Source organism: Microbulbifer regidiadema (SeqCode) (assembly GCF_052466995.1).
This window is the reverse complement of record NZ_CP174297.1, coordinates 4,070,903-4,095,213: the sequence shown is the minus strand read 5'-3', so window position 1 is coordinate 4,095,213 and position 24,311 is coordinate 4,070,903. Positions and strand designations below refer to the sequence as shown.

General features: G+C 55.1%; 22 protein-coding genes. 7 read left to right on the top strand and 15 right to left on the bottom strand.

Annotation, left to right across the window (positions count from 1 at the left end; genetic code table 11):
* Nucleotides 1–7: 7 nt before the first annotated feature.
* From ACJJIK_RS17920 to ACJJIK_RS17900, 5 genes are read right to left on the bottom strand one after another with little or no spacing between them, the layout of a single operon-like run.
* On the bottom strand, nt 8–3,508 hold the full coding sequence (locus ACJJIK_RS17920) for a pilus assembly protein (RefSeq protein WP_444929603.1): 3,501 nt from the start codon (nt 3,506–3,508) through the stop codon (nt 8–10).
* Nucleotides 3,509–3,532: 24 nt separating this feature from the next.
* Nucleotides 3,533–4,081, bottom strand: a complete 549-nt coding sequence (locus tag ACJJIK_RS17915) for a pilus assembly PilX family protein (RefSeq protein WP_444929602.1) — start codon at nt 4,079–4,081, stop codon at nt 3,533–3,535.
* A gap of 16 nt (nt 4,082–4,097) precedes the next feature.
* Complete coding sequence (locus ACJJIK_RS17910) at nt 4,098–5,150, bottom strand: PilW family protein (protein WP_444929601.1); 1,053 nt, start codon at nt 5,148–5,150, stop codon at nt 4,098–4,100.
* An 11-nt stretch (nt 5,151–5,161) separates the two neighbouring features.
* A complete protein-coding gene (gene pilV, locus ACJJIK_RS17905; protein WP_444929600.1) occupies nt 5,162–5,599 on the bottom strand; it encodes a type IV pilus modification protein PilV in 438 nt (145 codons plus the stop codon).
* A gap of 9 nt (nt 5,600–5,608) precedes the next feature.
* On the bottom strand, nt 5,609–6,172 hold the full coding sequence (locus tag ACJJIK_RS17900; protein ID WP_444929599.1) for a GspH/FimT family pseudopilin: 564 nt from the start codon (nt 6,170–6,172) through the stop codon (nt 5,609–5,611).
* 198 nt (nt 6,173–6,370) lie between these two features.
* Here ACJJIK_RS17900 and ACJJIK_RS17895 point away from each other — a divergent pair, with 198 nt between their 5' ends.
* Nucleotides 6,371–6,886: a GspH/FimT family protein gene (locus ACJJIK_RS17895; protein ID WP_444929598.1), complete on the top strand. Its 516-nt coding sequence runs from the start codon at nt 6,371–6,373 to the stop codon at nt 6,884–6,886.
* Nucleotides 6,887–6,922: 36 nt separating this feature from the next.
* On the opposite strand, the gene ispH is transcribed toward ACJJIK_RS17895, so the two are convergent.
* From ispH to murJ, 6 genes are all read right to left on the bottom strand, one after another.
* Nucleotides 6,923–7,855, bottom strand: a complete 933-nt coding sequence (gene ispH / locus ACJJIK_RS17890; RefSeq protein ID WP_444929597.1) for a 4-hydroxy-3-methylbut-2-enyl diphosphate reductase — start codon at nt 7,853–7,855, stop codon at nt 6,923–6,925.
* A gap of 44 nt (nt 7,856–7,899) precedes the next feature.
* Nucleotides 7,900–8,340 (bottom strand): FKBP-type peptidyl-prolyl cis-trans isomerase, encoded by a 441-nt coding sequence (locus tag ACJJIK_RS17885; RefSeq protein WP_444929596.1) that lies wholly within the window; start codon nt 8,338–8,340, stop codon nt 7,900–7,902.
* A 6-nt stretch (nt 8,341–8,346) separates the two neighbouring features.
* Nucleotides 8,347–8,874: a signal peptidase II gene (gene lspA / locus ACJJIK_RS17880; RefSeq protein WP_444929595.1), complete on the bottom strand. Its 528-nt coding sequence runs from the start codon at nt 8,872–8,874 to the stop codon at nt 8,347–8,349.
* Nucleotides 8,867–11,671, bottom strand: coding sequence for an isoleucine--tRNA ligase (ileS, locus tag ACJJIK_RS17875; RefSeq protein WP_444929594.1), 2,805 nt, complete (start codon nt 11,669–11,671; stop codon nt 8,867–8,869). Before ileS ends, lspA begins: the two co-directional genes overlap by 8 nt.
* A 51-nt stretch (nt 11,672–11,722) precedes the next feature.
* A complete protein-coding gene (gene ribF, locus ACJJIK_RS17870; RefSeq protein ID WP_444929593.1) occupies nt 11,723–12,703 on the bottom strand; it encodes a bifunctional riboflavin kinase/FAD synthetase in 981 nt (326 codons plus the stop codon).
* 96 nt (nt 12,704–12,799) lie between these two features.
* Nucleotides 12,800–14,410 carry a murein biosynthesis integral membrane protein MurJ gene (gene murJ / locus ACJJIK_RS17865; protein WP_444929592.1) on the bottom strand — a complete coding sequence of 537 codons (1,611 nt, stop codon included), beginning with the start codon at nt 14,408–14,410 and terminating at the stop codon, nt 12,800–12,802.
* Between the two features lie 470 nt (nt 14,411–14,880).
* Between murJ and ACJJIK_RS17860 the strand changes: the two genes are divergently transcribed.
* The 4 genes from ACJJIK_RS17860 (at nt 14,881) to rpsT (ending at nt 18,934) form a co-directional block, all read left to right on the top strand.
* Nucleotides 14,881–15,567 carry an OmpA family protein gene (locus ACJJIK_RS17860; RefSeq protein ID WP_444929591.1) on the top strand — a complete coding sequence of 229 codons (687 nt, stop codon included), beginning with the start codon at nt 14,881–14,883 and terminating at the stop codon, nt 15,565–15,567.
* 207 nt (nt 15,568–15,774) lie between these two features.
* On the top strand, nt 15,775–16,464 hold the full coding sequence (gene pdsR, locus ACJJIK_RS17855; RefSeq protein ID WP_444929590.1) for a proteobacterial dedicated sortase system response regulator: 690 nt from the start codon (nt 15,775–15,777) through the stop codon (nt 16,462–16,464).
* Nucleotides 16,465–16,499: 35 nt separating this feature from the next.
* Entirely contained in the window at nt 16,500–18,524 is a 2,025-nt protein-coding gene (locus tag ACJJIK_RS17850) for an ATP-binding protein (protein ID WP_444929589.1), read from the top strand.
* Between the two features lie 143 nt (nt 18,525–18,667).
* Entirely contained in the window at nt 18,668–18,934 is a 267-nt protein-coding gene (gene rpsT, locus ACJJIK_RS17845) for a 30S ribosomal protein S20 (protein WP_108731693.1), read from the top strand.
* Between the two features lie 67 nt (nt 18,935–19,001).
* On the opposite strand, the gene proB is transcribed toward rpsT, so the two are convergent.
* From proB to rplU, 4 genes are all read right to left on the bottom strand, one after another.
* Nucleotides 19,002–20,138 carry a glutamate 5-kinase gene (proB, locus tag ACJJIK_RS17840; protein WP_444929588.1) on the bottom strand — a complete coding sequence of 379 codons (1,137 nt, stop codon included), beginning with the start codon at nt 20,136–20,138 and terminating at the stop codon, nt 19,002–19,004.
* A 70-nt stretch (nt 20,139–20,208) separates the two neighbouring features.
* A complete protein-coding gene (cgtA, locus tag ACJJIK_RS17835) occupies nt 20,209–21,417 on the bottom strand; it encodes an Obg family GTPase CgtA (protein WP_444929587.1) in 1,209 nt (402 codons plus the stop codon).
* Nucleotides 21,418–21,609: 192 nt separating this feature from the next.
* The gene (gene rpmA / locus ACJJIK_RS17830; protein ID WP_073277572.1) at nt 21,610–21,867 is read right to left on the bottom strand and encodes a 50S ribosomal protein L27; all 258 of its coding nucleotides are present in this window, start codon (nt 21,865–21,867) and stop codon (nt 21,610–21,612) included.
* Between the two features lie 17 nt (nt 21,868–21,884).
* Nucleotides 21,885–22,196 (bottom strand): 50S ribosomal protein L21, encoded by a 312-nt coding sequence (gene rplU, locus ACJJIK_RS17825; RefSeq protein ID WP_282934588.1) that lies wholly within the window; start codon nt 22,194–22,196, stop codon nt 21,885–21,887.
* Between the two features lie 249 nt (nt 22,197–22,445).
* Between rplU and ispB the strand changes: the two genes are divergently transcribed.
* Together ispB and ACJJIK_RS17815 are read left to right on the top strand one after the other, a co-directional pair.
* Nucleotides 22,446–23,408, top strand: coding sequence for an octaprenyl diphosphate synthase (gene ispB / locus ACJJIK_RS17820; RefSeq protein ID WP_444929586.1), 963 nt, complete (start codon nt 22,446–22,448; stop codon nt 23,406–23,408).
* A gap of 260 nt (nt 23,409–23,668) precedes the next feature.
* Complete coding sequence (locus ACJJIK_RS17815; RefSeq protein ID WP_444929585.1) at nt 23,669–24,298, top strand: hypothetical protein; 630 nt, start codon at nt 23,669–23,671, stop codon at nt 24,296–24,298.
* Nucleotides 24,299–24,311 lie beyond the last annotated feature (13 nt).

Below are 24,311 nucleotides of genomic sequence, written 5' to 3'. Positions count from 1 at the left end.
CTACCCCCTATAATTGCCGCCAAGATAAACGGGAAGACCCCGCCGATAATTCACCGGGAATATTCCCATACTCCCCCGAAGTATCCGAGTAAGGAATATACACCTTGCGACCGGCAGTAATAACATCCGAATACCCCGTAGTCGCACTGTCCTGTTTTGTATTGGGTTCATCCAAAATACTTTCATTTGCGTAAGTGGCATCACCTGTTGCAATAAGCTCCATGGTCCAACCGCTAGCGCCATAAGCACAGGGGTCCTCTGAGGGGGTCAGTGTCGGGAAAATTAAACGATCGCGGATTAACAGGGGGGTGCTAATAATTCTCTCCCCGGTTGTATCCACATCGGACCCAGTACTGTCACCCGAAACGTCCGCAACTGTCTCGATTGCCCCAAAATCCAAATACCAGCCTTTTTCGCTGGTCCACCAAGAAGTATCGCTATCGCCGGCGACGGTTCTAGAGTCTCCAGATTCAGAAATTGTTTTCTCAAATAATTCCGATCTATCTGTTGAGGTAATGTTGTCAGTGCCATTGTCAATAATGCCATAAAAACTGTGCACCACATCCCCTTCATCATCATCGCTGGTAAACATATAGCTACCAGTGCCGAAGTACACCATGATAATCCCATCCATCTGAGGGTGGGTTCCCAGTGCTGGCGCTGCCGTTATAGGTTGTGCACTCCCATTAATATCATTTGCTGTAAATAGGGGTTCAGGCGAGGAAGTCGTTTCATCTTCATATGCTACCTTCCAACTGCTTAAATCAAACTTCCACATATTCCCATAAATATCACCCGCATAAGCAATTTTCGAAACTCCGTAAACATCGGGTACTAACGACGGCCCGGCCAGACCGTTATTGGTCGAAGTGCCAGTCTCCAATACTGTAATATTGGAAGGAGATGCCAGATCGACAATAACTAAAGAGGCTGTATTATCAATGGAGTTGTACCCATTGCCAAAAATTAACTTCCAACCCGCCGGTGTGGGAGTAATTATGGGCTCGCCCATGATATGACCTATGCTATCTTCATCCGAACTATCCAGTTCAAACAAAACCTCTGGCTCTCCTGGATCAGTAACATCCAGGACAAATAAGCCCTCCGAGCCTGCACCATAGGTACCCACCAACAGGTTGTGCCATGATTCATTAAAGTAAGCATCACTCACATACAGGGGCCCGTCCACAATATATTCGTGGGGGTTAACCTCGGTGCCATAATCTGTAGCGGTTAAATCCGCCAGCTTTGCATAGGCACCAGTTGGGATATAGGCGAACTTCTCAACGCCTGTGGCAGAGTCAAACCCGTGCAACATCCCATCATTAGCACTCACATACAGAATTTCTGTACGACCCTCTTTGGTCTCCAACAAATATTCCGCATAGGTGTCACCGCCAAGGCTCGATGGCAGATACGAATAGTGCATATCACTATTATCCGCCAGGGCGGGACTACTATTAACCACATCGCCCAGCAGGTAAGTGCGGCTGCGCATTCCCGTTACAGTATTTCCCCACAACCAGTTCAGACGCTCCTCGCCGACAGACTCATCATCGCTACCTTGCAGGGCGGATTTTTGTGCGTCGGTCAAGTTATCCCAAAGAAAGTCAACGGTATCTGTACCATCGTAAGTTAATATGGTTCGGCCTGAAGTCGGTATACTGCCGGCAGAAGAGGTGCTCCACTTGGCGGTACTGCTCAAGCTGCCATCGGTATCCATTTCAATGGCCTTGATCTCACCACTCCAATCATTGGAGTCAAACAGGGCCTGGAAAATCAATGTATCTGTGCCGAGGCGAGTAGAGTTGGCGGCAACCGCCGAGGCCGATCCAGCGCGACCGCTAATATCACTTAATACGGCGGTTAGCTGAGCAGCAAAAGTGGCGGAATCACTGGCACTATAGAAACCTCCGCGACTGTTTAGTGAGGCGTGCAATAAATCATCCAGTTTATTTGAATCACTGTTATTCGGATTACCCCAGGAAATAGCAGCGCCCGTATCAATAGCCGCAAAGGCCGTATCCGGGTCGACATTACCGCTTACCCCAAGGGCAACCCCAAATGTCACCATATGCTGCCAGGTAGCGGTATCAATACTGTCTTCAGCTTGATTGACATCATCGGATAAATTGGGGTTGAGATCTGTTTCCCAATAGCTCATGGCAATATCTGCCAGGGTATTCGAAAACGTATCGGAGAATGGGCTGCTATAGTCCCCATCTACATTACCGTAGCCACTGAAATCGTCATAATCGTTACCATAACCATCGGTCATTAAAATGGTGTAACTGGACCGACATGCAACATCCGAACTCGTGCTGCCGCTCTCACCGGGGGTCGAAGACCAAGGGCCCTGGCTGTCGGTCCGACTATAATAATCACCGGCAGCCTCCAGTGCCTCTAACAGCGGGGTGGTCTTTCTCGAGATACTGGTGCCGTATAAATTACTAAAAAAGTCTTCCCTGTCAGTACCGGTAAAAGTACGCACCCCGGTATAAATTACATCGGTAGTTCTGCCATCGACAGACTCGTTATCAGTATTTAATGTACCAAAGCCTACACGCAACCCATCCAGCTGAGTTGAGAATGCCTGCCCAATTCCCGCCCGCGACATCAGTACACGGGATCGATGGTAGCTGTACCAGTTGGCAAAATTTTGTATTTCCTCTGCATAGGTGCAAGCACTGCTATCTACACAATCGGTACGCGCATCGCCACCTACGTAAGTGCTGCCACTCCTAATTTCGACAAAATCATAACTATCAGCAGAGTCAAGATCGCCGCTACCTTTGTAATTAAAATAAGTGGCGGGGTAAAACGTCAGGGTTGCATTGTTACAGAGCTCATTTGGTGTATTAGTTGAATCCGCCGAGGCACCATCTCTAATCCAACACTGTGCGTTTTGCGTATTATCGGTGGTAAGATTTCGCCAACCTTTAGAGATATCATAGGGATTGTGGTAGGCCCTCTCAGGATCTGCATCGCCAAACTCAACACCATTTTCATCTTCTTCAGCCCAGGGAAGATAAAGCACCGTGGGATCATAGTAAGATCTATTGTTGTTTGCGGAGCGATAAAAAGCCGCCCATCTATTGTCACTGTCAAATCCCGGTATAACTTGCCGGTCATTATTCCTGTTCCAATAATCACAGCCCGATGTTGAAGAACCGCTATAAATACAAGCTTCTAATTCTACAGTAGTGCTATCAATTGGCCCCTGAGGAAAAACATAGCGCACCGGATAAGTAGAACTACCTCCTCCGCCGCCTCCGCCGCCTCCGCCCGAAGAAACAACAAAATACCCAGTTATATCTTCCGGTATCACCTCCCACTGCATAGAACCCGAATCATCCAAAATAAACATAATATTTGGATCGACGGAGGTACTTAAAAACATCGGCTGCTGAGAAAAATCGAGGGACATGGCACTATGCGTCAGCCCCAGGCTAAAAAGCGCGGCCGCCAGTGTAGAGGCGCTTTTTGTTTTTTTAACAAGACGAGTCATAATCATTATTCCAAGCGCAATTTATCAAGGAGCAGAAGTTGACTGTAAAATTACTACGGCACTACTGGTACCGCCAACACCGCGACTGGTAATTCGATAGTACACCGGGGCCTCCTCATCAACTGAATTCCCAGCACCAATATCCCCGCCATCGTTTGGATTCCACACCGAGCCTTCAATTCTTTCAATCACGTACATAGGCTGGCTGGCTACACCACTCAAACCGAGGCTTGTGGACACCGCTGCCCCTTCCCAGTCATAGAGCAGCCAAAAATCACTGGCTGAGGAGCCATCCATTTGTTCTACGTAGCCGACGGTATCCCCATCAAAGAGAGTGCTGATAGCCGCTTCGGCTTCCGTTTCCAGCTTCGCCTCAGCAACCCGCAATGCCGCCTCTGCGGCTTGGAACGCCAATTGGCGATCGCGCATATTACCGGCCATTAATTCCTGCATACCACTGCCGCGAATTGCCGCCAAACCAATAAAAGTCATCAACAATAAAATAACCAGTCCAACTAGCAGTGTCGCACCCGCCTGCCTTCGCAGACTTTTGCTATAACCCCTTTTATTCATACTTTTTTACTCCTAGTTATGGCATACGGTTGCGAATTGACATAGTACTCGTAAACACCTGCCTCAGACGCTTATCCCCCGGATTTTGGTCCACCGCGCCATTAAAGCTATACAGCTGCGCTTCCTGTAGAACATTATCATCATCAGAGGCCACCAGTAATTCCACCTTTATACTGGCCAGCTCATCCCAATCCGTAATCTCTGTAGCAGTCTTGTAATTATCTGGCACATCATCGCCATTGGTATCCACTCCATAAGTGATCTGCATTTGCTCGACCCCGGCCAATAATTCTTGAGAATCGCCATTAACCTGTCGAAATAAACTCGGCCGCCCAGACGTGCCCGTATTAATGTAATAAAACGTACTGGAGGTGGTAAAAACCTGTGCATCCGTAAAGAAGTAATCATATTTTTCGGTGACGTTACTACCAGCGGTTGCTATACTATTTCCCGGGGTAAAGCCACTCGCATCAGAGTGCAGCAGTTCAATATGCGCAGAAGTACTCGTCCCCACAAACCCAGTTACCTGAAAAACTCTCGCTTTGCTGCAATCGGCAATTACTACAATATCGTCTTTACAAATACCGCTATATTCATCTTCGCCCACATCACAGCCATTTACTTCTATACCAGTATTTTCAATATAAACACTGTCAGCTTCATTAATAGCGCTTACCATCACAGAAGTGCCATTGGCACTTCTTAACAGCAATACATCTGAGTTACTGTCATGGCTGGGATAGCCTGTCGTGGTCTGATCGCCATCGATTCCCTCTGCGGGAAGGGCAAAGTTATAAAGTGCTGTATTGCTATCATTGAGCCAGTTTCTAAAAGCGTCTGGATCGGTATTTGCCACATTCATACAGCCGACATAACCCGCCATACGAATATCTTCACTGATAAAATCGATCGCAAGACGCCCGGTTTCCTGCACTCTGGCGATAGCCTGCTGGGTGGTAAAGGTGACTTTGCTCGACAAGAAAAGCTGCACAACACCGGCCATCAGCACCAAGCCAACCGTAATAGAGACCATCAGTTCTACAAGAGAGATTCCTCGCTGCTTAAACATTGCGACCCCCATTAAATTCTCGTCATATATTGAAAGCTACTGGTACCGGCATCATTACCACTACCTGTGGAGTCCTCTTCCCCCCACTGGACCGTAACCGTACACACATCGTTTGCATTACAGGTTATTCCTCCAGTTCCAGCGGGAAGGCTAGCGGACAATAACCCTCGCCACTCACCCAAATCCACCTCGGCGCGGCTTGAGCTTGCAGTTGGAGTGGCATCATCGACGGTTAATTCGTATGCCGATAAATTCTCACGATTTGCCCGCAAACGCTCGAAGATATCCTGAGCCAGGATATTGGCCTGGGAGCGCATATAGGCGCTGTGGTTATATTGCAGGGCCTTATTTTGCAGGGCTGCCAAGCCAAGCAAAGAAGTAGAGAGGATCAATACGGTTACCAGAACCTCGATGAGCCCAACCCCGCGTTGGGAATTTAGCGATTTCACTTCGCCCCCTTAGCAGTCTGTTTTTGCTATTGTGATCAGGCCGGCTGCGCCGACCGTTATGGTTCTCGCATTGCTGGCGGTACAGTTAGAGTTTTTCGCCACGACTGAGGTCTGGGTAAAACGCCCCAGTGTGCCCACATCGGTGTAGCGGATAAAATTGGTTGTTCCAGATGTTTGGGTAACTGTGATAGCAGCATTGGAATCGCTAATATCCCACACCCTTATTACCTCGCTGACAACCGGCGTTCCCGCGCTATCGGTAGTAGCGCCATCGGCAAAGACAATCCAGCCCTGGCTCCAGTTATTAGTCGCCCCACAACTCGCTCCATCGCTACTCGCACAGATTGAAACCCGATCACCGCGCCTCACCGCCTCCGAGCGCGTGTAATTCAGGGCCCCAGCGAAGTCCTCAGCCAAAGCGACGGAGCGGCTGTTATTCATCATATCGGTGAAACTCGGCACCGCAATGCTAACAAGTACAGCCAGCACCACCAGTGTGATCATCATCTCTATCAGGGTAAATCCCGCTTGCCGCTGCGCCGGACCCCCCTGGCCAGTATTCCTATATCGCATCTATTTCTAACGCCTGTGCCAATAATTCAGTGTTTACTTTACCGCCAAACACCTAGAAAGAGAAAAAGACCGTGTATATAGTCGCGAAAGTAGCATTTCACCCAGCTTACGCACCACGCCAAACCGACCAGTGGCCATTTCGGCAGATTCAGTGGTCGGAGCAATGAGACCTGCGTCTAAAAATCCCGGGAGGGGACGATGACTCAGCGGGGCCTTACACTACTTGAGCTACTCATCAGCCTGTCGATTCTATCGGTACTTTTGCTGATCGGTCTGCCAAGCTTTACGCAAATCATCGAAAAAACGCAGCTGGAATTAACTGCAGATAAACTTTTTACTGCGGTGCAGCTCACGAGAAATACCGCTATAGAAAAAAATCAGCGGGTCACAATGCGCAACTTCGGCAGCTGGGAGCTTGGCTGGGAAATTTTTATCGATACCGATAACGACGGTACGCGCGATGATAATGACTATTTAATCGTATCTGCAGACAAATTGGATAGGGTTCAAGTACTGGCCAATTCACCGGTCAAAGATTACATTTCTTTTATTGCAACCGGTGAGAGCCGCAATACGGGCTCCCCACAGGGAGCGCTGCAAATGGGGAGCCTCTATATTTGCCCCCTTAATGAGGATTTAGAGGGCCTGGCCCTGATATTATTTCACAGTGGCCGTATGCGGATTGAGACGGCAGGTTCAGACCAGTGTATATAGCCCCGGGAAGCAAAGTGCCTGGGGCTATATGGGGAACTATCTCAACTCTTTAGGCAGGGAAAAACGGATATTTTCAGCCCTTCCATCCATTTCCTCTGGTGCCTTTGCACCGAGCTGTTGCAGGCGGCTGATAACCCCCTGCACCAGAACTTCCGGCGCTGAGGCTCCTGCGGTGATACCGATGGCCGACTTACCCTGGAGCCAATCCGCACTGATATCATCCGCACCATCGATCAGCTGAGCATCTGCACCACAGCGCTCGGCGAGCTCGCGCAGGCGATTGGAGTTAGAGCTGTTCGGGCTGCCGACAACAAGCACCAAGTCGCTCTCCAGGGCCAGCTGTTTCACTGCATCCTGGCGATTCTGGGTTGCGTAACAGATATCATCTTTACGGGGTCCGCGAATTTTGGGAAAGCGCTCCCGCAGGGCATCAATAACGCGGGCGGTATCATCCATGGACAGGGTTGTCTGGGTCACATAGGCGAGATTGCTCTCATCTTTTACCGCTAACTTGGCCACGTCCTCTTCATCTTCCACCAAGTAAATGGCACCGCCGGCAGAACTGTCATACTGCCCCATGGTGCCCTCTACCTCCGGGTGCCCGGCGTGACCGATAAGTATGCACTCCGCACCATCGGCGCTGAACTTGCTCACCTCGATATGCACCTTGGTAACCAGCGGGCAGGTAGCGTCGAATACGCGCAAACCGCGCTCCTCGGCTTGGCGCTGCACCGCCTTGGAAACACCGTGAGCACTGAAGATAACGATAACATCATCGGGCACTTCATCGAGTTCATCGACAAAAACTGCGCCGCGCTCTTTCAGGCTCTCCACCACAAACTTATTGTGTACCACTTCATGGCGGACATAGATTGGCGCCCCAAATACATCCAGGGCGCGATTCACAATATCAATTGCCCGGTCGACACCGGCACAAAAGCCCCGGGGGTTGGCCATTCGGATTTGCATGTCTACTTCGGTACTCTACTTGCTACAAAGGGGGGAATCCGATCCTATTGGATCGAATCCACCGCAATAATTTTCACATGGAAATTTAAGGTTTGACCGGCCAGCGGATGGTTAAAGTCGACGATAACCTCGTCCTCACCAATCTCGCTGATCACTCCGGGCAACTCACCACTGCCATTATCAAAAGAGACGACCAGGCCGGGCTCCAGTGCCATATCCGGGGAAAAAGTATCCCGGCGCACCTTTTGCAGGTTTTCCGGATTGCGTTGACCAAAGCCTACCTCAGGCGGTATCTCGATCTCGGCTTCATCCCCCGCCTGCAAACCAAAAAGTGCTTTTTCGAAACCCGGCAGCAAGCTGCCATCGCCAACACTGAAGGAGGCGGGGTCACCTTTGAAAGTTGAATCCACCTCAGTGCCATCGTCCAATTTAAGGCTAAAGTGCAGTGTCACCCGGCAGTGTTCGCCAATAACGACATTACTCATAGTTCGTTAAACTTCCACGTTATTTTTTGCTTTGCCACTGTCTTTTTCCGCAAAGAAAAGTAGCTCAATAACCAGCATTGCAGCGCCGATACTAATTCCCATATCCGCAACATTGAATACCGGAAAGTGCCAGCTGCCGTAATAGACCGAAATAAAATCTCTGACGTAACCCAGCAGCACGCGATCCCACAGGTTGCCCAAGGCCCCCCCAAGAATCAGCGCCAGGGCGCAGGGTTCCCAGCACTTTGTCGCCGGCAAGCGCCACAACCAAACAATGACAACGACGCTAAAGCTGAGGGCAATAATTCCAAAAAACCAGCGCTGCCAGCCCCCCGCATCGGACAGGAAACTAAAGGCGGCACCGTAGTTTTCCGCATAAGTAAATTGCAGCAGGCCCGGAATAATCTGCATCGACGGGCCGTGCATAAACATATCCACAGCCCAGACTTTGCTGGCGATATCGAGGACAACCACTATCAGCGCCAGCCAGTACCAGCGCCATGGATGCCCCCAAACAGGATTGAAACTAGGCATAGTGCCTCACTTCTCCTTCACCAGAGACATTATCCACACAGCGTGCGCAAATATCTGGGTGCTCTGTTGATACACCCACATCGGCGCGGTAGTGCCAGCAGCGCGCGCATTTCGGGTGATCCACTTTGCTCACGCTCACTTTCAGCCCGTCCAGCTCGGTGGACTCGGCACCGGCGGCATCGCTGAGCGGCTGTACCGAAGTGGAGGAACAAATCAGCACAAAGCGCAGCTCATCTTCCAGCTCCAACAGCTTCTCGCGCAGGTCATCTTCGGCGAACAGAGTCACCGCCGCTTGCAGGGAGCCGCCGATGGCACCGGCTCCGCGCTGCTCTTCAAGTACCTTGTTTACCGCAGTTTTTACTTCGGCGATAGCAGCCCAATAGTCCGCACCTTTAACCGACTCCGCCGGCAGTTTCGGCAGCGAATACCACTCTTCGATAAAGATGCTGTCCGCTTTGGCACCGGGAATAAACTGCCACAACTCCTCTGCGGTAAAGCTCAGGATAGGCGCGATCCAGCGGACAAATGCCTGAACAATATGGTAGAGCGCAGTTTGCGCAGAGCGGCGTGCAGTGCTGTCCTCTTTGGTGGTGTACTGGCGATCTTTAATGATGTCCAGGTAGAAGCCACCCATTTCCACGACACAGAAATTGTGCAACTTCTGATAGATCTGGTGGAACTGGTAGTTATCGTAAGCCGCGATAATTTCATCCTGTAGACGCGCCGCCTTATCCAGGGCCCAGCGATCCAGCGCCAGCAGTTCACCCTCCGGCAGCAAGTCTTTTTGCGGGTCAAATCCAGCCAGATTGGACAGGAAGAAGCGTGCGGTATTGCGCAGGCGGCGGTAAGAGTCCGCTGTGCGTTTCAGGATCTCATCGGACACCGCCATTTCACCGCTGAAGTCAGTGGCGGAAACCCACAGGCGCAGTACATCTGCACCCAGTTTATTGATCACATCCAGCGGCGCCACGGTATTACCGATGGACTTGGACATTTTTCGTCCCTGGGCATCTACCGTGAAACCGTGGGTCAACACTTGCTTATAAGGGGCACAATCGTTGATAGCGATGGAGGTCTTCAGTGATGACTGGAACCAGCCTCGGTGCTGATCCGAGCCCTCAAGGTACAGATCTGCCGGGAAACGCAGGCCGTTGCGGCGCTCCAGTACGGCGTAGTGAGTCACACCGGAGTCGAACCAGACATCCAGGGTGTCGGTCACCTTTTGATATTGGTCCGCCTCATCACCGAGCAGCTCCTGCGGGTCCAGATCGAACCAAACGTCCATTCCCTCGGCATCGACCTTTTCAGCCACTTTGTCCATCAAAGCGGGGGTATCCGGGTGGATTTCGTGGGTCTCTTTGTGAACAAACAAAGCGATGGGCACACCCCAGGTACGCTGGCGGGAAATACACCAATCCGGGCTGCCGTCCAGCATGGCATCAATGCGGGCCTTGCCCCAACCGGGGATCCACTGAACTTCATCCGCTGCCTTCTGTGCATTCTCCAGAAGGTCATTCTGCTGCATGCTCACAAACCACTGCGGAGTTGCGCGGTAAATAAGCGGCGTCTTGGTGCGCCAGCAGTGGGGATAGCTGTGCTCCATCTTGCCCTGGTGCAGGAGTACACCGCGCTCCTGTAACAGAGCCACGATCTTGTCGTCCACCTTGTAGACGTGCTCACCGGCAAACAGCGGTACCATATCGCGGTACACGCCGTTGTCATCGATATAGTTCAGGGTGTCGATGCCGTAGCGCTTGCCCACCTGGAAGTCATCGGGGCCGTGATCCGGCGCTGTGTGTACACAACCGGTACCCGCATCGGTGGTGACGTGATCGCCGAGGATCATCGGCAACTGCTTGTCGTAGAAGGGGTGGTTGAGCTTCAAGTGCTCCAGGGCGGCACCGCGAATTCGGCCGACCACTTCGCCCTCGAGCCCCGCCTTTTCTAATACTGCATCCTTGAGTGCCTCGGCAACGAGCAAGCGGCGCCCAGCGGTTTGCACCACAACGTATTCCAGCTCGGCGTTGACCGAAACCGCCTGGCTGGAAGGGAGGGTCCAGGGCGTTGTGGTCCAGATAACCACCGATAGCGGGCCCTCACCGGCGTGCCCACCTGCGGCGTCGGCAATCGCCAGGGACGTCTCTTCCGTCGCCGAGTAGCAGACGTAAATGGAATAGGAGATCTTGTCTTGGTACTCCACTTCCGCTTCCGCCAGGGCCGAACCGCCCACAACGCTCCAGTACACCGGCTTAAAGCCCCGCGCCAAATGGCCGTTTTTGACCACTCGTCCGAGCGAGCGAATAATGTCGCCTTCGAACTGGAAATCCATGGTGCGGTAGGGGTTATCCCACTCACCGAACACCCCCAGGCGGACAAAGTCTTTCTTTTGCCCATCCACTTGCTTGGCGGCGTACTCGCGGCACTTCTGGCGGAACGTTTTGTGGTCCACCTTGGCGCCAGCCTTGCCGATCTTTTTCTCGACGCGGTGCTCAATCGGCAGGCCGTGGCAATCCCAGCCCGGCACGTAGGGGGCATCGAAACCACTCAGGGTTTTCGACTTGATAATAATATCTTTGAGAATCTTGTTGACCGAGTGACCTATATGAATATCCCCGTTAGCGTAGGGAGGGCCATCGTGCAGGATAAACTGCTCGCGTCCCGCCCGCGCCTCGCGGATTTTTTCGTAGAGCTTGGTTTCCTGCCACTTTTTCAAAATAGCCGGCTCGCGCTGGGGCAGATTGCCGCGCATAGGAAAGTCGGTCTCAGGCAGGTTTAAGGTCACTTTATAATCAGTCATTGGATGTCTACTTCAGCTCTAGTAGAGAATAATTCATCGTCTGTATAGCGGTTAGCGCCCCTTGGGGTTGTGCACAAACCAGTCTTTAGCATCGTCAATATCCTGGGCGATGCGGGCTTTGAGGATTTCCAGGGAGGCAAACTTCTCTTCATCGCGCAGTTTGTGGCAAAACTCTACCGCTAACTCCCTTCCGTAGAGATTGCCATCGAAATCAAACAAGTTGACTTCCAGTAGTGGCCGGGCGCCCTCCCCTTCAACCGTCGGGCGAAACCCCACATTGGCCACACCGTCAATTTCCCGCCGCCCGCTTGCCAGTGCCGTTCCATCCGCAGCCGTGGTGCGCACGGTGTAAACACCAACCAGCGGGGAGCGGTAGCGATGCAGGCGTACATTCGCGGTGGGCGCACCCAGTTGCCGGCCCAAGGCGCGGCCGGGGGCGACCCGCCCGGTAATACTGTAAGGCCGTCCGAGCAAGGTCTCAGCCAACTCAAATTCGCCCCGCTGCAATGCTTCGCGGATACGGGTACTGCTCACTCGGGCTGCGCGAATCTCAAGCGTAGCCGTGTCTTCCACCGTGAATCCATTTTCGACTCCGGCGCCCTGGAGGAATCGGTAGTCGCCACTGCGATCACAGCCGAAGCGGAAATCGTCCCCCACGACTAAGTGGCGAATTCCAAGGCCGTCTACCAGAATGCGGCGCACAAAGGCATCCGCACTGAGGCTGCGCAGCTTCTCGTTAAATTGCAGGCACAGCACCCGGTCGGCACCGGCATCAAATAGTGCCAGCACTTTCTCTTTAAAGCGCATCAGGCGCGCCGGCGCCTTCTCCCCGGAGAAGAACTCGTGAGGCTGGGGCTCAAAGATAATCGCCACTGAGGGCAGATTGTGCTCCTGTGCGCGCTGCTTGAGCTGCGCAACAATCGCCTGGTGACCGAGATGCACACCGTCGAACGAGCCGATCGTCGCCACGCTTCCCCGATGGCGGGGGCGCAGGTTGTGTAACCCGCGAATTAGTTCGCACTCCTGGGTCAAAGCGATTTTCCCATCCTCATAAAAACGAGCCGCACAGTATAGCGGATTCCCACTGGGCGGCCAGGGGCCATCTTTATCCAGATAGCCCGCTAAAAACTAACTAGTCGCGCGGAAGTGCCGGGGGCGCAAGCCGGAAGCCAGCAGGACTGACAGATAAGTGGCCCCACCGGCAGCCACAATCAGACCCATACGCCAGGCGCGGTCATACCAAGCCCACTCGCTCCACTGTGACCATAGGTGCAAGGCCCCCAACAAAATCGCGACCATCGCCAAGTTCGCCAGAAGCAACCTGACTAGGTAAGCCCCCCACCCCGCTTCGGGCTTATACACATCATCGCGGCGCAAGCCCTTATAGAGCAGCCAGGCGTTGATCGCCGCTTGGCAAGCCGTGGCCAGCGCCAAGCCCATATGGCCGAGCTTAAAGTAATAATTGAGCGGTATTACAAACAGAAGGCTCAATACCATTTTTGCCGCTATTGCGATCAGGCCAAAACGCACAGGGGTATAGGTGTCCTGGCGGGCAAAATAGCCCGGTGCCAACACCTTAATCAGCATAAACGCCAATAACCCCATGGCATAGGCCCGCAGGGACCAGGCGGCCATTTGCATATCGCGCGGCTGCATCTGCCCGTACTGGAACAGTGTCGTCAGAAGCGGCTCCGCCAATACCACCAGGGCAACCGCCGCTGGCAGGGAGATAAGCGTAACACTGCGCAGGGCCCAGTCGAGGGTGTGACGGAAGCGACGGGGATCTCCGTCGCTGTGTTGCCGCGACAAGCTGGGCAAAATCACAGTAGCCACTGCGACCCCAAATACCCCCAGGGGCAACTCGGTGAGGCGGTCGGAGAAATAGAGCCAGGAAACACTGCCGCTGGGCAGGAATGAGGCCAACAGTGTGTCCAGTACCAGGCTGATCTGGGTCACTGACACGCCAAAAATGGCCGGTGCCATCAGGCGCAAAATTTTGCGCACCCCCCGGTGCTGCCAGTCCCATTTAGGGCTCGGCAACAGCCCTTCACGGGCGAGAAAGGGCAGCTGAAATAGCAGCTGCACCACCCCCGCCACAAGAACCCCCCAGGCCAGCGCCATAATGTGTGGGTCAAACCAACCTGTCGCGACAGTCGCCGCAGCAATCAAAACCAGATTGAGCAGCACCGGCGTCAGCGCCGGAATAGCAAAGCGGTCGAAAGTATTGAGTATTGCCCCGGTAAATCCCGCCAGGGAAATCAACATCAAATAGGGAAAGGTGATCTGCAACATATCGGTGGCGAGATCAAATTTCTCCCGCTCACTGCCGTCCCACCACCAGCCAAAAGCAAAAATACCCGTGACCAGCGGAGCGCAGAGAACACCAAACAGGGTAACCAACAAAAGTACGCCGCCGAGAGCACCCGCGACCCGATCATTTAATTCCCGCGCAGCCGCCTTGCCGCCCTTTTGGCGATACTCGGCCAGCACCGGCACAAAGGCCTGGGCAAATGCGCCCTCGGCAAATAGGCGGCGGAAAAAATTGGGAATTTTAAACGCGACAAAAAAGGCATCGGCGGCATCCCCCGCACCGGCAAAGCGAGCCAGCGCCACATCGCGCACCAGCCCGGCCACTCGCGACAACATGGTGGCCGCGCCGACAACGGAACTGCCCCGCAGTAACCTGGAGGCACCAGATTTTTCGACTGCCTGTTCCTGAGCTTGGGGTGACTGTGGCAAAACTCGGGCTCCTGGCGAAATTTGAAACTTATTGGCCGGCAAGTCTACCGCAAAATCCGGGGGTATATGGGGTCATCAACCCCGTTAGAGCCTGCTGCGGGGGGGAGCGCGAGCCTATACTAAGAGCGAGCTAGCCGCGCCACCGATGGAGCGGGCGGCGCGGGGAAATAAGGGATGGCCATTAGCGCTTTGATTATTGCCCTGGCTCTTACAATTGTGCGGGATATAGCAGTCGTTGATGGCCCCGGCCCCGCCTGTCCATCCACGCTCTGCGGTAACAGCCGTCGCCCCCCCCCTGCCAGCTCCCGAGCTGATATTTGGAGCGACCGCCATATTTCGCCACAATTGAGCCGCTGTTTGTCACAGCCGCGCCACGCCAGCGCCTCCTTGCCGCTGTTTAATAACACTCAAACGGGCCACAACAGAACAGGCCCAAACGAGTAAGAAAAAAGCCGCTAAGGAGCACAACAATGAAAAAAGTAATGATGGCCGTTGCCCTGAGTTCTCTGATTGCCACTGGAGCCCAGGCCAAGGAGCACAGCGAACCCAATTTGACTCCGGCCAAGCAGGCCTCAGTCTTTACCGGTTCCGCAATAGCCGGTGCAGCTCTGGGTGGACCCGTTGGCTTTATCGCCGGAGCGCTCGGCGGAGCCTGGCTCGGAGAGCAGATCAAGCAAGCAGACGAGGCAGATATGCTGGCAACACAACTGACAGAGAGCCGTGCAGAGCTCAGCAACCTGGCACAGCAATTGGATGCGGCTCAACTGTCCGCGAACGACGCCGGCCAACTGGCTCTGGATTCACTGCAATTCCAAATGCTGTTCACCACCGGGGAGGATGAGCTTCAAGAGGGACAAATAAACCAGCTGAGCGCCATGGCTGACTTTCTCAAGCGCCACCCCCACCTGCAAATTCACCTGGAGGGGCACGCAGACCCCCGCGGCAGTGACGGCTACAACAATGTGCTGTCCGATCAACGCGCCCTGAGTGTGGAAGAGGCCCTGGTAGCGCTGGGAATCGACGCAGAGAGAATCAGCCGCAGCGCACTCGGCTCCACCTATTCCCAGGCAACCCGGGGCGATGTAGACGCCTACGCCATGGAGCGCCGCGTCGACATCCGCTTCTCCCTGCCGGAGTCCATGGCGGGAAACTTCTAAGCTCAAGGGGCACTGCGGACAGCAAATCCGCAGCCCCAGCTTCAAGCGCTATTAGATAAGCGCGAGTGGACTCCAAATCCACTCGCACAGCTCCGAACGGATAAAAATCCTGTTGTATTTGCGGGCGCCTTGCGCCCGCCTTTTTGCCTAACCCCTGCAACTTCGTGCATGATTCCCCGCCTGAAAGGAATTAAATCGGGATTTGTCATGAGTGCAACCATCGCCATTGTCGAAGATGAACGCGCTATCGCAGAAAATTACCGCGATGCCCTGCGCCGCCACGGTTATCGGGTCGATTTATACAGTGCCAGGATTGAGGCTATGGAAGCTTTTCGCCAGCGGCTGCCGGACCTGGCCGTAATTGATGTGGGCCTCGGCAGCGAAGTGGAGGGAGGCTTTGAGCTCTGCCGCGAGCTGCGCGCTATGGCACCGAGCCTGCCAATATTATTTCTCACCGCCAGGGACTCAGAGCTGGATATTATTTCCGGACTGCGCCTGGGCGCTGATGATTACCTCACCAAGGATATCTCCCTACCCCATATGCAGGCGCGAATTAACGCCCTACTGCGCCGCGTCAGTGTATTGCGGGACCAGAGCGATGAAGGCGAGAGCTTAACCCAGGGAAAATTGTGGCTGGATATCTCCAGGCTTCACTGCCACTGGGATGACCAGCCTGTGGATCTGACCGTGACCGAATTCTGGATTGTCCACGCCCTGGCCAAAAGGCCCGGCCATGTTAAATCCCGCAGCCAGCTTATGGAGGCGGCCCGCGTGGTATTAGATGACAACACCATCACCTCTCACGTCAAAAGAATCAGGCGCAAATTCCAAGCGCTGGACACAGAATTTAATGCCATAGGAACCGCCTACGGCATGGGCTATCGCTGGCAGCTGTAAGCCGCCGCCGAGCGAGCAATATCAAAACCTTAAGTATGAACCTACGCCGCCAACTCTTGCTCGTCAGCCTGATCGCACTCACCCTGCCCTGGGCCGGCTGCCAGTACCTCCGCCAGGTGGACGCCGCCCTCGCACAGGGCCAAATTCAGGCAATCGAAGCGACTGCGGCGGCAATTGCCGCGCGCCTCGCCAGCGCCCCCCAACTTATCGCCCCAGACCCCCAGCGGTTATCGCGTCCACCTGGAGCCCAGCTCTACCTGCACCCCTTATCACAGGCGCCGAGAATTGACGGCTATGGCGATGAATGGCGCACACAGGGGCTGGAGCCCAGAACACTGCTGGACGAGCAGCTATCCCCCTTAGCCCAGATGACACTGGGGCAGCTAAATCAGCAAATCTACCTGCTCCTCACGGTTGCCGACTCAACACCCGCCTACCGGGACCCACGCACGGGCCTAATCGCTGGCGGCGACACGGTAGAACTGTTCACCGCCGACCGCCACTACACTCTGCCCGTGGCCAGCCAGGGCGCCGCCAGTGCCCTGTGGCACAACCCGCGAGAGGGCCGCTACGAGCGCGAGCTGCGCCTGCGGGGCCGCTGGACAAGATCCGCCAAGGGGTATCAATTGGAACTGACCCTGCCCCGGGCCCTGACCGGTGGCGCCCTCGCCATCCGCATTCGCGACAGGGTCAACAGCGACGGCTCCCCACCGGCACACAGCGCCAATACCCTGCCAGCAGATGGTCGCCCGGGGCGCCTGGTAGGCCCTCTACCAGAACTCCAGGCGGAGCTGGACCACTTTGCGCGCCCGGGGCTACACCTCGCGGTTGTGGACAGCGAGGGATTTCTTCTCGCCAGCAACGGGCAACTGCACCTGACCGAGCCCCAAACCGATTCCTGGCTGCAAAGCTGGGCTTACCGCAAATTACTCGCCCGAGAGCATTTGCCACAGCTGCCGGAAAATAATTTGCCACTCCCAGCCCCCGGCAGGCGCACTACTCGGGAGCAGTGGTACTCAGGGCCTCTGCAATCCCGCATTGGCGTAGTCAGTGTGCCCGTAATCACCCGGGTCGATGAAGTGGTTGAGCGCCCCCTCCTGGGACAGGTGCTGGTTCTGCAATCCGGCGAGGCGATGCAATCGGTAACGGAGGGTGCCGCTCACCGCCTGTGGTTAATCAGCTGCACCGCTGCCGCTATCGCCCTGCTTTTTCTTTTGGGCTATGCCAGCTGGCTTTCCTGGCGCGTACGCAAGCTTCACCAGGCCGCCCGCAACGCGGTAGATTCCAGTGGCAAGCTGCGCGGTAACTTTCCCCGCTCGAAAGCCGGCGATGAGCTGGGGGAGCTAAACCGGGCCTTCGCCAGCCTGCTCGGCGAGCTGGACCAATACCACCAGTACCTGCGCACTCTCGCCAGTAAGTTGTCACACGAGCTGCGCACCCCCCTGGCCGTAGTTCGCTCCTCCCTGGACAACCTCACCGCCGGGGAGCTCGACGAATACAGTCGCCGCTATGCCGAGCGGGCCATGGACGGCAGCGCGCGGCTGTCAGGCATTCTCAACAGCCTCTCCGCCGCCAGCAATCTTGAAACCAGCATCCACCAGGCGGAGCGGGAGCCCTTCGACCTGGCAGACCTGCTTGAAGTTATGACACAGTGCTATGGCGATGCCCACAGCGGACACCGATTCGCCCTGAACAAACCCGCAGGGGAACTGCCCTGCCACGGCGCAGCGGAGCTATTGGCACAGCTGCTCGATAAACTGGTAGATAACGCCTGTAGCTTTGCCCCCACGGGCAGTGAAGTCCGCCTGTCAGTGACAGCGAATAGCAATAAGTATCTGATCACCGTGGGCAATGACGGCCCCCTGCTCCCGGACGGCTACGCCCACAAGCTGTTCGACTCGCTCGTATCCGTGCGCAAGCAGGGCGATAACGCCGGCCACCTGGGGCTGGGGCTGCATATCGCCAAACTGATTGCCGACTTTCACGGCGGTACCTTAAAAGCCCGCAACCGCAGCGACGGCAGCGGTGTAGAGTTCAGCCTGGAGTTGTCGAGCGGGTGACCGCGACCGCAGATTGACAACATATCTGCACCGAGGCGCCCGCGATGGTTGACAAACAACCAACTGTAGCGATAATGTCGCGTCCCGATCGGGCCCCAGGGCCTGTTAGTTACAGATTTATAGATTCCAGACAGGAGCAACCGGTGGCCAACTCACCTCAAGCGAAGAAACGCGCGCGCCAGAACGACAAGCGCCGCATGCACAACGCCAGTCTGCGCTCCATGGTGCGCACCTACATCAAGAAGGTAGTTGCGGCCATCGATGCCGGCGATGCGGAAAAAGCAAAAACTGCGTACGCAGAAGCAGTTCCCGTTATTGACCGTATGGCAGACAAAGGCATTATTCACAAGAATAAAGCCGCTCGTCATAAGAGCCGTCTGAACGCTCAGATCAAAGCTCTGGCCGCCTAACCCCTTAGGCAGCAGACACAAAAAAGCCCCGCATTGCGGGGCTTTTTTGTATTCGAAACCTGCCAATTCAGAGCAGGATCAGGTTATCGCGGTGAATCAATTCATCGTCATCCCGATACCCCAAAAGGTCGGCAAACTTCTCCGATGGCTGCCCCAGAATCCGACCACTCTCACTACTGTCATAATTGACCAGGCCCCGCGCTATCTCGCGACCTTCAGTATTCCTGCAAGACACCAGATCCCCCCGCCGGAAACGCCCCTCAACGGCGGTCACCCCTACCGGCAACAGACTGCTACCACTGCCGCTCACAGCCGCTTCGGCACCGGCATCCACAGTCAGGGTTCCGCGCACTTGCAACTGCCCCGCCAGCCAGCGCTTGCGCGCCGCCAGGGGGTCCGCCTCTGGCAGTAACAGGGTGCCCAGCTGCTCGCCGGCACAGACTTTATCTATCACCGCCTCCAGGGCACCGCCAGCGATCACTGTGCAGGCTCCTGAGCGTGCTGCCAGCTGCGCTGCGCGCACCTTGGTGGTCATACCGCCGCGACCCAGACCGCTGCGAGAGTCTCCCGCCATTTCCAGCAGCCTGGGATCAAGCGCAGAGGCCTCACCAATTAGCTCCGCCTCAGGATTGTCGCGGGGGTCTTCGGTAAACAGCCCGTCCGCATCGGTCAAAATCAGCAGGGCATCCGCCTCAACCAGGTTCGCCACCAGCGCCGCCAGGGTATCGTTGTCACCGAAACGTATCTCGTCAGTCACCACCGTGTCATTTTCATTCACGATAGGCACAGCCCCCAGAGACAGGAGTGTGCGCAAAGTGCTGCGAGCATTCAGGTAGCGGGTGCGATTGGAGAGATCGTCGTGATCCAGCAGGATCTGAGCGCTGCGAATATTAAAGCGGTTAAAGGCCTGCTCATAAACCTGTACCAGATGGCTCTGCCCCACGGCAGCGGCCGCCTGCAACTGGTGGATAGACTCGGGCCGGCGACACCAGCCCAATCGGTCCATACCAGCCGCAACAGCGCCGGATGACACCAGAACGACTTCGATTCCTCGACGGCGCAAATCAGCCATCTGCGCCACCCAGGCAGAAATGGCAGCGGTATTCACACCTCGACCATTATCTGTCAGAAGGGCGCTACCGATTTTTATCACCCACCGCTGGGCCTTGGTCAACGCCTGCCGGGACACTGTTGCGGAGTCCATGCTTCCCCCTCAGGACAAGGTAACTATTGAGCGAGCCGGGCTAACTCAGCAACTGCTCGCTCCATGCCATTTAAGAGCGATACTCGACATCCACATCGTGGTCGTCGTCATCATCCCAATCCTCATCGTCATCCACCTGCCCTTTGGCCGCTTTGCGCTTGGCGCGATGACTCTCTCTCAACTCTTCGATACGCTCGCGAGCTTCGCGCTGCATTTGACGCTGCGCTTCCAGCTCCGCCACAGCCAAGTCGGGATCTCGCGCCTCGATTTCCTGACGCTCTTCCAGGTAATCCATCAGGCGACCGCCGAGGGCATCGGTGCCCTCCTTGCGAATAGCCGCCACACGGAATACAGGCCCCTCCCAACCCAGGGCATCTACTACCGCCTGACAGCGCTCTTCCAGCTCCGCAGCGGGCACCAGGTCGGTCTTGTTCAATACCAACCAGCGCTCACGCCCGGCCAGGGTCGGGCTAAAGGTGGACAGCTCGCGCTCAATGGCTCGGGCATTCTCCACCGGATCAGAGCCATCAAAGGGAGCCAAGTCAACCAAGTGCAGCAAAACCCGACAGCGAGTTAAGTGCTTGAGGAAGCGAATCCCCAGGCCCGCCCCTTCGGCTGCACCTTCAATCAGGCCGGGAATATCTGCAATCACAAAGCTGCGATGCTTCTGCACTTGCACCACCCCCAAATTTGGCACCAGGGTGGTAAAGGGGTAGTTGGCCACTTTCGGCTTGGCCGCAGAGACGGCGCGAATAAACGTGGATTTGCCCGCATTGGGCAGCCCCAACATGCCCACATCCGCCAGAACCTTCAGTTCGAGCTTGAGGCTGCGCATCTCGCCTTCAGTGCCGTGGGTGGTCTGGCGCGGCGCACGGTTAGTACTGGATTTGAAGCGGGTATTGCCCAGACCGTGGAAGCCCCCCTGGGCCACCAGCTGGCGCTCACCGGCTTCGGTCATATCGCCGAGTGTCTCGCCGGTATCCACATCAATGATCGTGGTGCCCACCGGCACCTTAAGGACCAGGTCCTCACCCTTGGCGCCAGTACAGTTGCGCCCCCGGCCCGGCTGACCGCTCTCAGCGGCATAGCGGGGCTGGTAGCGATAATCCACCAGGGTATTCAGGGAATCGTCGGCCTCCAGGTAAACGGAGCCGCCGTCACCACCGTCGCCGCCATCCGGGCCGCCCTTCTCAACAAACTTTTCCCGGCGAAAGCTCAGGCAGCCATTGCCGCCCTTACCTGCCTGCACAAAGATGGGCGCCTCATCGACAAACTTCATAATCACTCCACCGCCACAGCGGTTGTCTCATCCGGTGCACACATGCGCGCACCCCTATCATCATACCAGCCGACAAGCCGCCCCCTGTGGGCAACTGCCACCCTAACTTCCCGTCGCGGCTTTTCTGCGACGTTTCCAACAAAAAAGCCCCGCAATAGCGGGGCTTTTTATGAAGCTTGGGCTAATGACCGCTTAAGCAGTTTCGATAGAAACGAACTTGCGGTTGTTGGGGCCCTTAACTTCAAACTTCACAACGCCGTCCGCAGTGGCGAACAGGGTGTGGTCTTTGCCCATACCAACGTTAACACCGGCGTGGAACTTGGTGCCACGCTGACGAACGATGATGTTGCCTGCTGCTACAGACTGGCCGCCAAAGCGCTTCACGCCCAGGCGTTTACTCTCGGAATCGCGACCATTTCGCGTACTACCGCCAGCTTTCTTATGTGCCATGAGTCGTTACTCCTCTCTTATGCCTTGATGCCAGTGATTTTAACTTCGGTGTACCACTGACGGTGGCCCTGGCGCTTCATGGAGTGCTTACGACGACGGAACTTGATGATTTTCACCTTCTCGCCGCGACCGTGACTTACCACTTCAGCAGTTACTTTAGCGCCATCTACAACAGGAGCGCCAATGCTGATCTTGTCGCCATCGACAACCATGAACACTTTATCAAAATCGATGGATTCGCCAGTTGCTACTTCCAGCTTCTCCAGGCGAAGTACTTCGCCTTCTTCTACACGGTGTTGCTTGCCACCGCTCTCAAAAACAGCGTACATATTTCTATGCTCCGGTAAGGACGACACGAAGCAGCGGGAGGACCATTAAGTCACTGCTCCGCATTTCGGGAGCTTGCGCCGTGTGTTTAACATCTATTCGCCAAAGGCTCCAATAGCGACTCAATAGCCGCAAAGAGCCCGCAATTGGCGGGGCGCAGATTCTAATCAATTCGCCGGGTTGATACAATAGCGCCCCTTCGCCCTCCGGCCCCCGGAAGGCCCCTGTCTAGTCGTATAAGGAACTCTCACATGCTGCCTTTTCACCGGGTCGCCGCCGAAGACTTTGCTGCGGTTAATCAGCGTATCCTCGACCAACTGCACTCGGACGTTCCCCTGGTGGAAAATATAGGTCACTACCTGGTTGAGGCCGGGGGTAAACGCCTGCGCCCGCTACTGGTACTGCTCTGCGCCAAGGCCTGCGGTTACCGGGGCCAGAACCATATTGATCTCGCCACCATTATTGAGTTTATTCACACTGCCACCCTGCTGCACGACGACGTCGTGGACACCTCTGACATGCGTCGCGGCCGCCTCACCGCCAATGCCAAGTGGGGCAATGCACCCAGTGTGCTGGTGGGGGACTTCCTCTATTCCCGCGCCTTCCAGATGATGGTTGCCCTGGAAGATATGAGTATCATGGCAATTCTCTCGGAGACCACCAACACCATCGCAGAGGGCGAGGTTCAACAGTTGGTCAACGCTGGAGACCCGGCGGTAAGCGAAGAGAACTACTTTACCGTTATCCACAAAAAGACCGGCGCTCTGTTCGAGGCCGCCTGTGAGACGGCGGCCGTATTAGCCAGCTGTTCAAGCGAGGAGCAAACCGCACTGAAGCTCTACGGCCGCCATCTGGGGCTCGCCTTCCAATTGGTTGACGATGCGCTCGACTACCGTGGCAACCCCGAAGAGCTGGGTAAAAATGTCGGTGACGACCTGGCGGAAGGCAAACCCACCCTGCCCCTGATTTACACCATGGCCAATGGCAGTAAAGAGCAGGCATTGCTGGTAAAAACGGCGATCGAGCAGCGCAGCGCGGAAAAACTCACAGAAATCGTGGAGGCCATTGAGGCTTGTGGTGCACTGGACTACACCATGGAGCGCGCGCGAGCCGCCGTGGAAGATGCCAAAAAACAGCTGGCCTTTATGCCCACCAGTGAACAAAAAACCGCCCTACAACAATTGGCGAACTTTGCCATAGAGAGAAACGTCTAAAAGTAATTGCTGCCCGGGCTATCGCAATAGCTCGGGCAAATTAAATATTCCCAAGAGCAAATCCCCCTAGCTGCGCCGCAACTGAGCAGCCCTAGCGCAGATGTTCCTGACCAAGTAACGAGCTTTATTCGCACCTATTTTCCACTAAGCACCCAACTTTGGGTACGATTTGTCCTGCTTGTCATTTTAGGCGTCAATTTTAATTCCACAGAGGCACAAAATAACAAGCGCACAAGTAATTAGCATAGAGAGACCAGGATATGAAAAGCTCTACTGCGCTTTATCAGCTAAAAAATTACCCGGAAATATTCTTGGGCAGTAATCTCATAAAAATTACCGGCAGTAAAAAAACCGAAGTTATGGATTATCAATTCGGGACCTATACCATGAATATGGGCGCGTCCGGTGACGATAAACCCAACGAGTTATTTGCTTTTGACCCCAATGGGACTTTTATCGAAGACCCACAAACAGTCAAAGTTCACCATATTCGCATGATCGACTGGAGTGAAAAACTTTCCCTAGATCGCATTGAACCCTATCAAATGCGCAACGGTGCCGACATTATGGTTACCGGCCAGCTCAGTGACTGCTGTTTCTGTATAGGCGGGCACAACGCAAATATGCCGGTCGTTGCCCATATTCGGCCGAGAAAAAACCAGGGGCTTAATGGCAAAGCCACGCACAATGCCGTTATCAATCAGGGGAAATTCTGGGTTTTCGGCGGGGTGCAAAAATCCCTTGGCCGCTCAGCTCTAAAACCCCACCACCACAACTACACCGACTACGCCTCTGTCGTTGGAGTGCGGATTGACAACCAGTGGCAAATCTACGCCCAGCACTTAAAAACCCCCAAAGGGCCAATCCAGGCTGTTACCCGACTCCTGTAAACAGACAGCCCTC

Coding starts and splice junctions, on each gene's coding strand:
- ACJJIK_RS17920 (WP_444929603.1), bottom strand. CDS start 3,508: ATGACTCGTCTTGTTAAAAAAACAAAAAGCGCCTCTACACTGGCGGCC.
- ACJJIK_RS17915 (WP_444929602.1), bottom strand. CDS start 4,081: ATGAATAAAAGGGGTTATAGCAAAAGTCTGCGAAGGCAGGCGGGTGCG.
- ACJJIK_RS17910 (WP_444929601.1), bottom strand. CDS start 5,150: ATGTTTAAGCAGCGAGGAATCTCTCTTGTAGAACTGATGGTCTCTATT.
- ACJJIK_RS17900 (WP_444929599.1), bottom strand. CDS start 6,172: ATGCGATATAGGAATACTGGCCAGGGGGGTCCGGCGCAGCGGCAAGCG.
- ACJJIK_RS17895 (WP_444929598.1), top strand. CDS start 6,371: ATGACTCAGCGGGGCCTTACACTACTTGAGCTACTCATCAGCCTGTCG.
- ispH (WP_444929597.1), bottom strand. CDS start 7,855: ATGCAAATCCGAATGGCCAACCCCCGGGGCTTTTGTGCCGGTGTCGAC.
- ACJJIK_RS17885 (WP_444929596.1), bottom strand. CDS start 8,340: ATGAGTAATGTCGTTATTGGCGAACACTGCCGGGTGACACTGCACTTT.
- lspA (WP_444929595.1), bottom strand. CDS start 8,874: ATGCCTAGTTTCAATCCTGTTTGGGGGCATCCATGGCGCTGGTACTGG.
- ileS (WP_444929594.1), bottom strand. CDS start 11,671: ATGACTGATTATAAAGTGACCTTAAACCTGCCTGAGACCGACTTTCCT.
- ACJJIK_RS17860 (WP_444929591.1), top strand. CDS start 14,881: ATGAAAAAAGTAATGATGGCCGTTGCCCTGAGTTCTCTGATTGCCACT.
- pdsR (WP_444929590.1), top strand. CDS start 15,775: ATGAGTGCAACCATCGCCATTGTCGAAGATGAACGCGCTATCGCAGAA.
- ACJJIK_RS17850 (WP_444929589.1), top strand. CDS start 16,500: ATGAACCTACGCCGCCAACTCTTGCTCGTCAGCCTGATCGCACTCACC.
- proB (WP_444929588.1), bottom strand. CDS start 20,138: ATGGACTCCGCAACAGTGTCCCGGCAGGCGTTGACCAAGGCCCAGCGG.
- cgtA (WP_444929587.1), bottom strand. CDS start 21,417: ATGAAGTTTGTCGATGAGGCGCCCATCTTTGTGCAGGCAGGTAAGGGC.
- rpmA (WP_073277572.1), bottom strand. CDS start 21,867: ATGGCACATAAGAAAGCTGGCGGTAGTACGCGAAATGGTCGCGATTCC.
- rplU (WP_282934588.1), bottom strand. CDS start 22,196: ATGTACGCTGTTTTTGAGAGCGGTGGCAAGCAACACCGTGTAGAAGAA.
- ispB (WP_444929586.1), top strand. CDS start 22,446: ATGCTGCCTTTTCACCGGGTCGCCGCCGAAGACTTTGCTGCGGTTAAT.
- ACJJIK_RS17815 (WP_444929585.1), top strand. CDS start 23,669: ATGAAAAGCTCTACTGCGCTTTATCAGCTAAAAAATTACCCGGAAATA.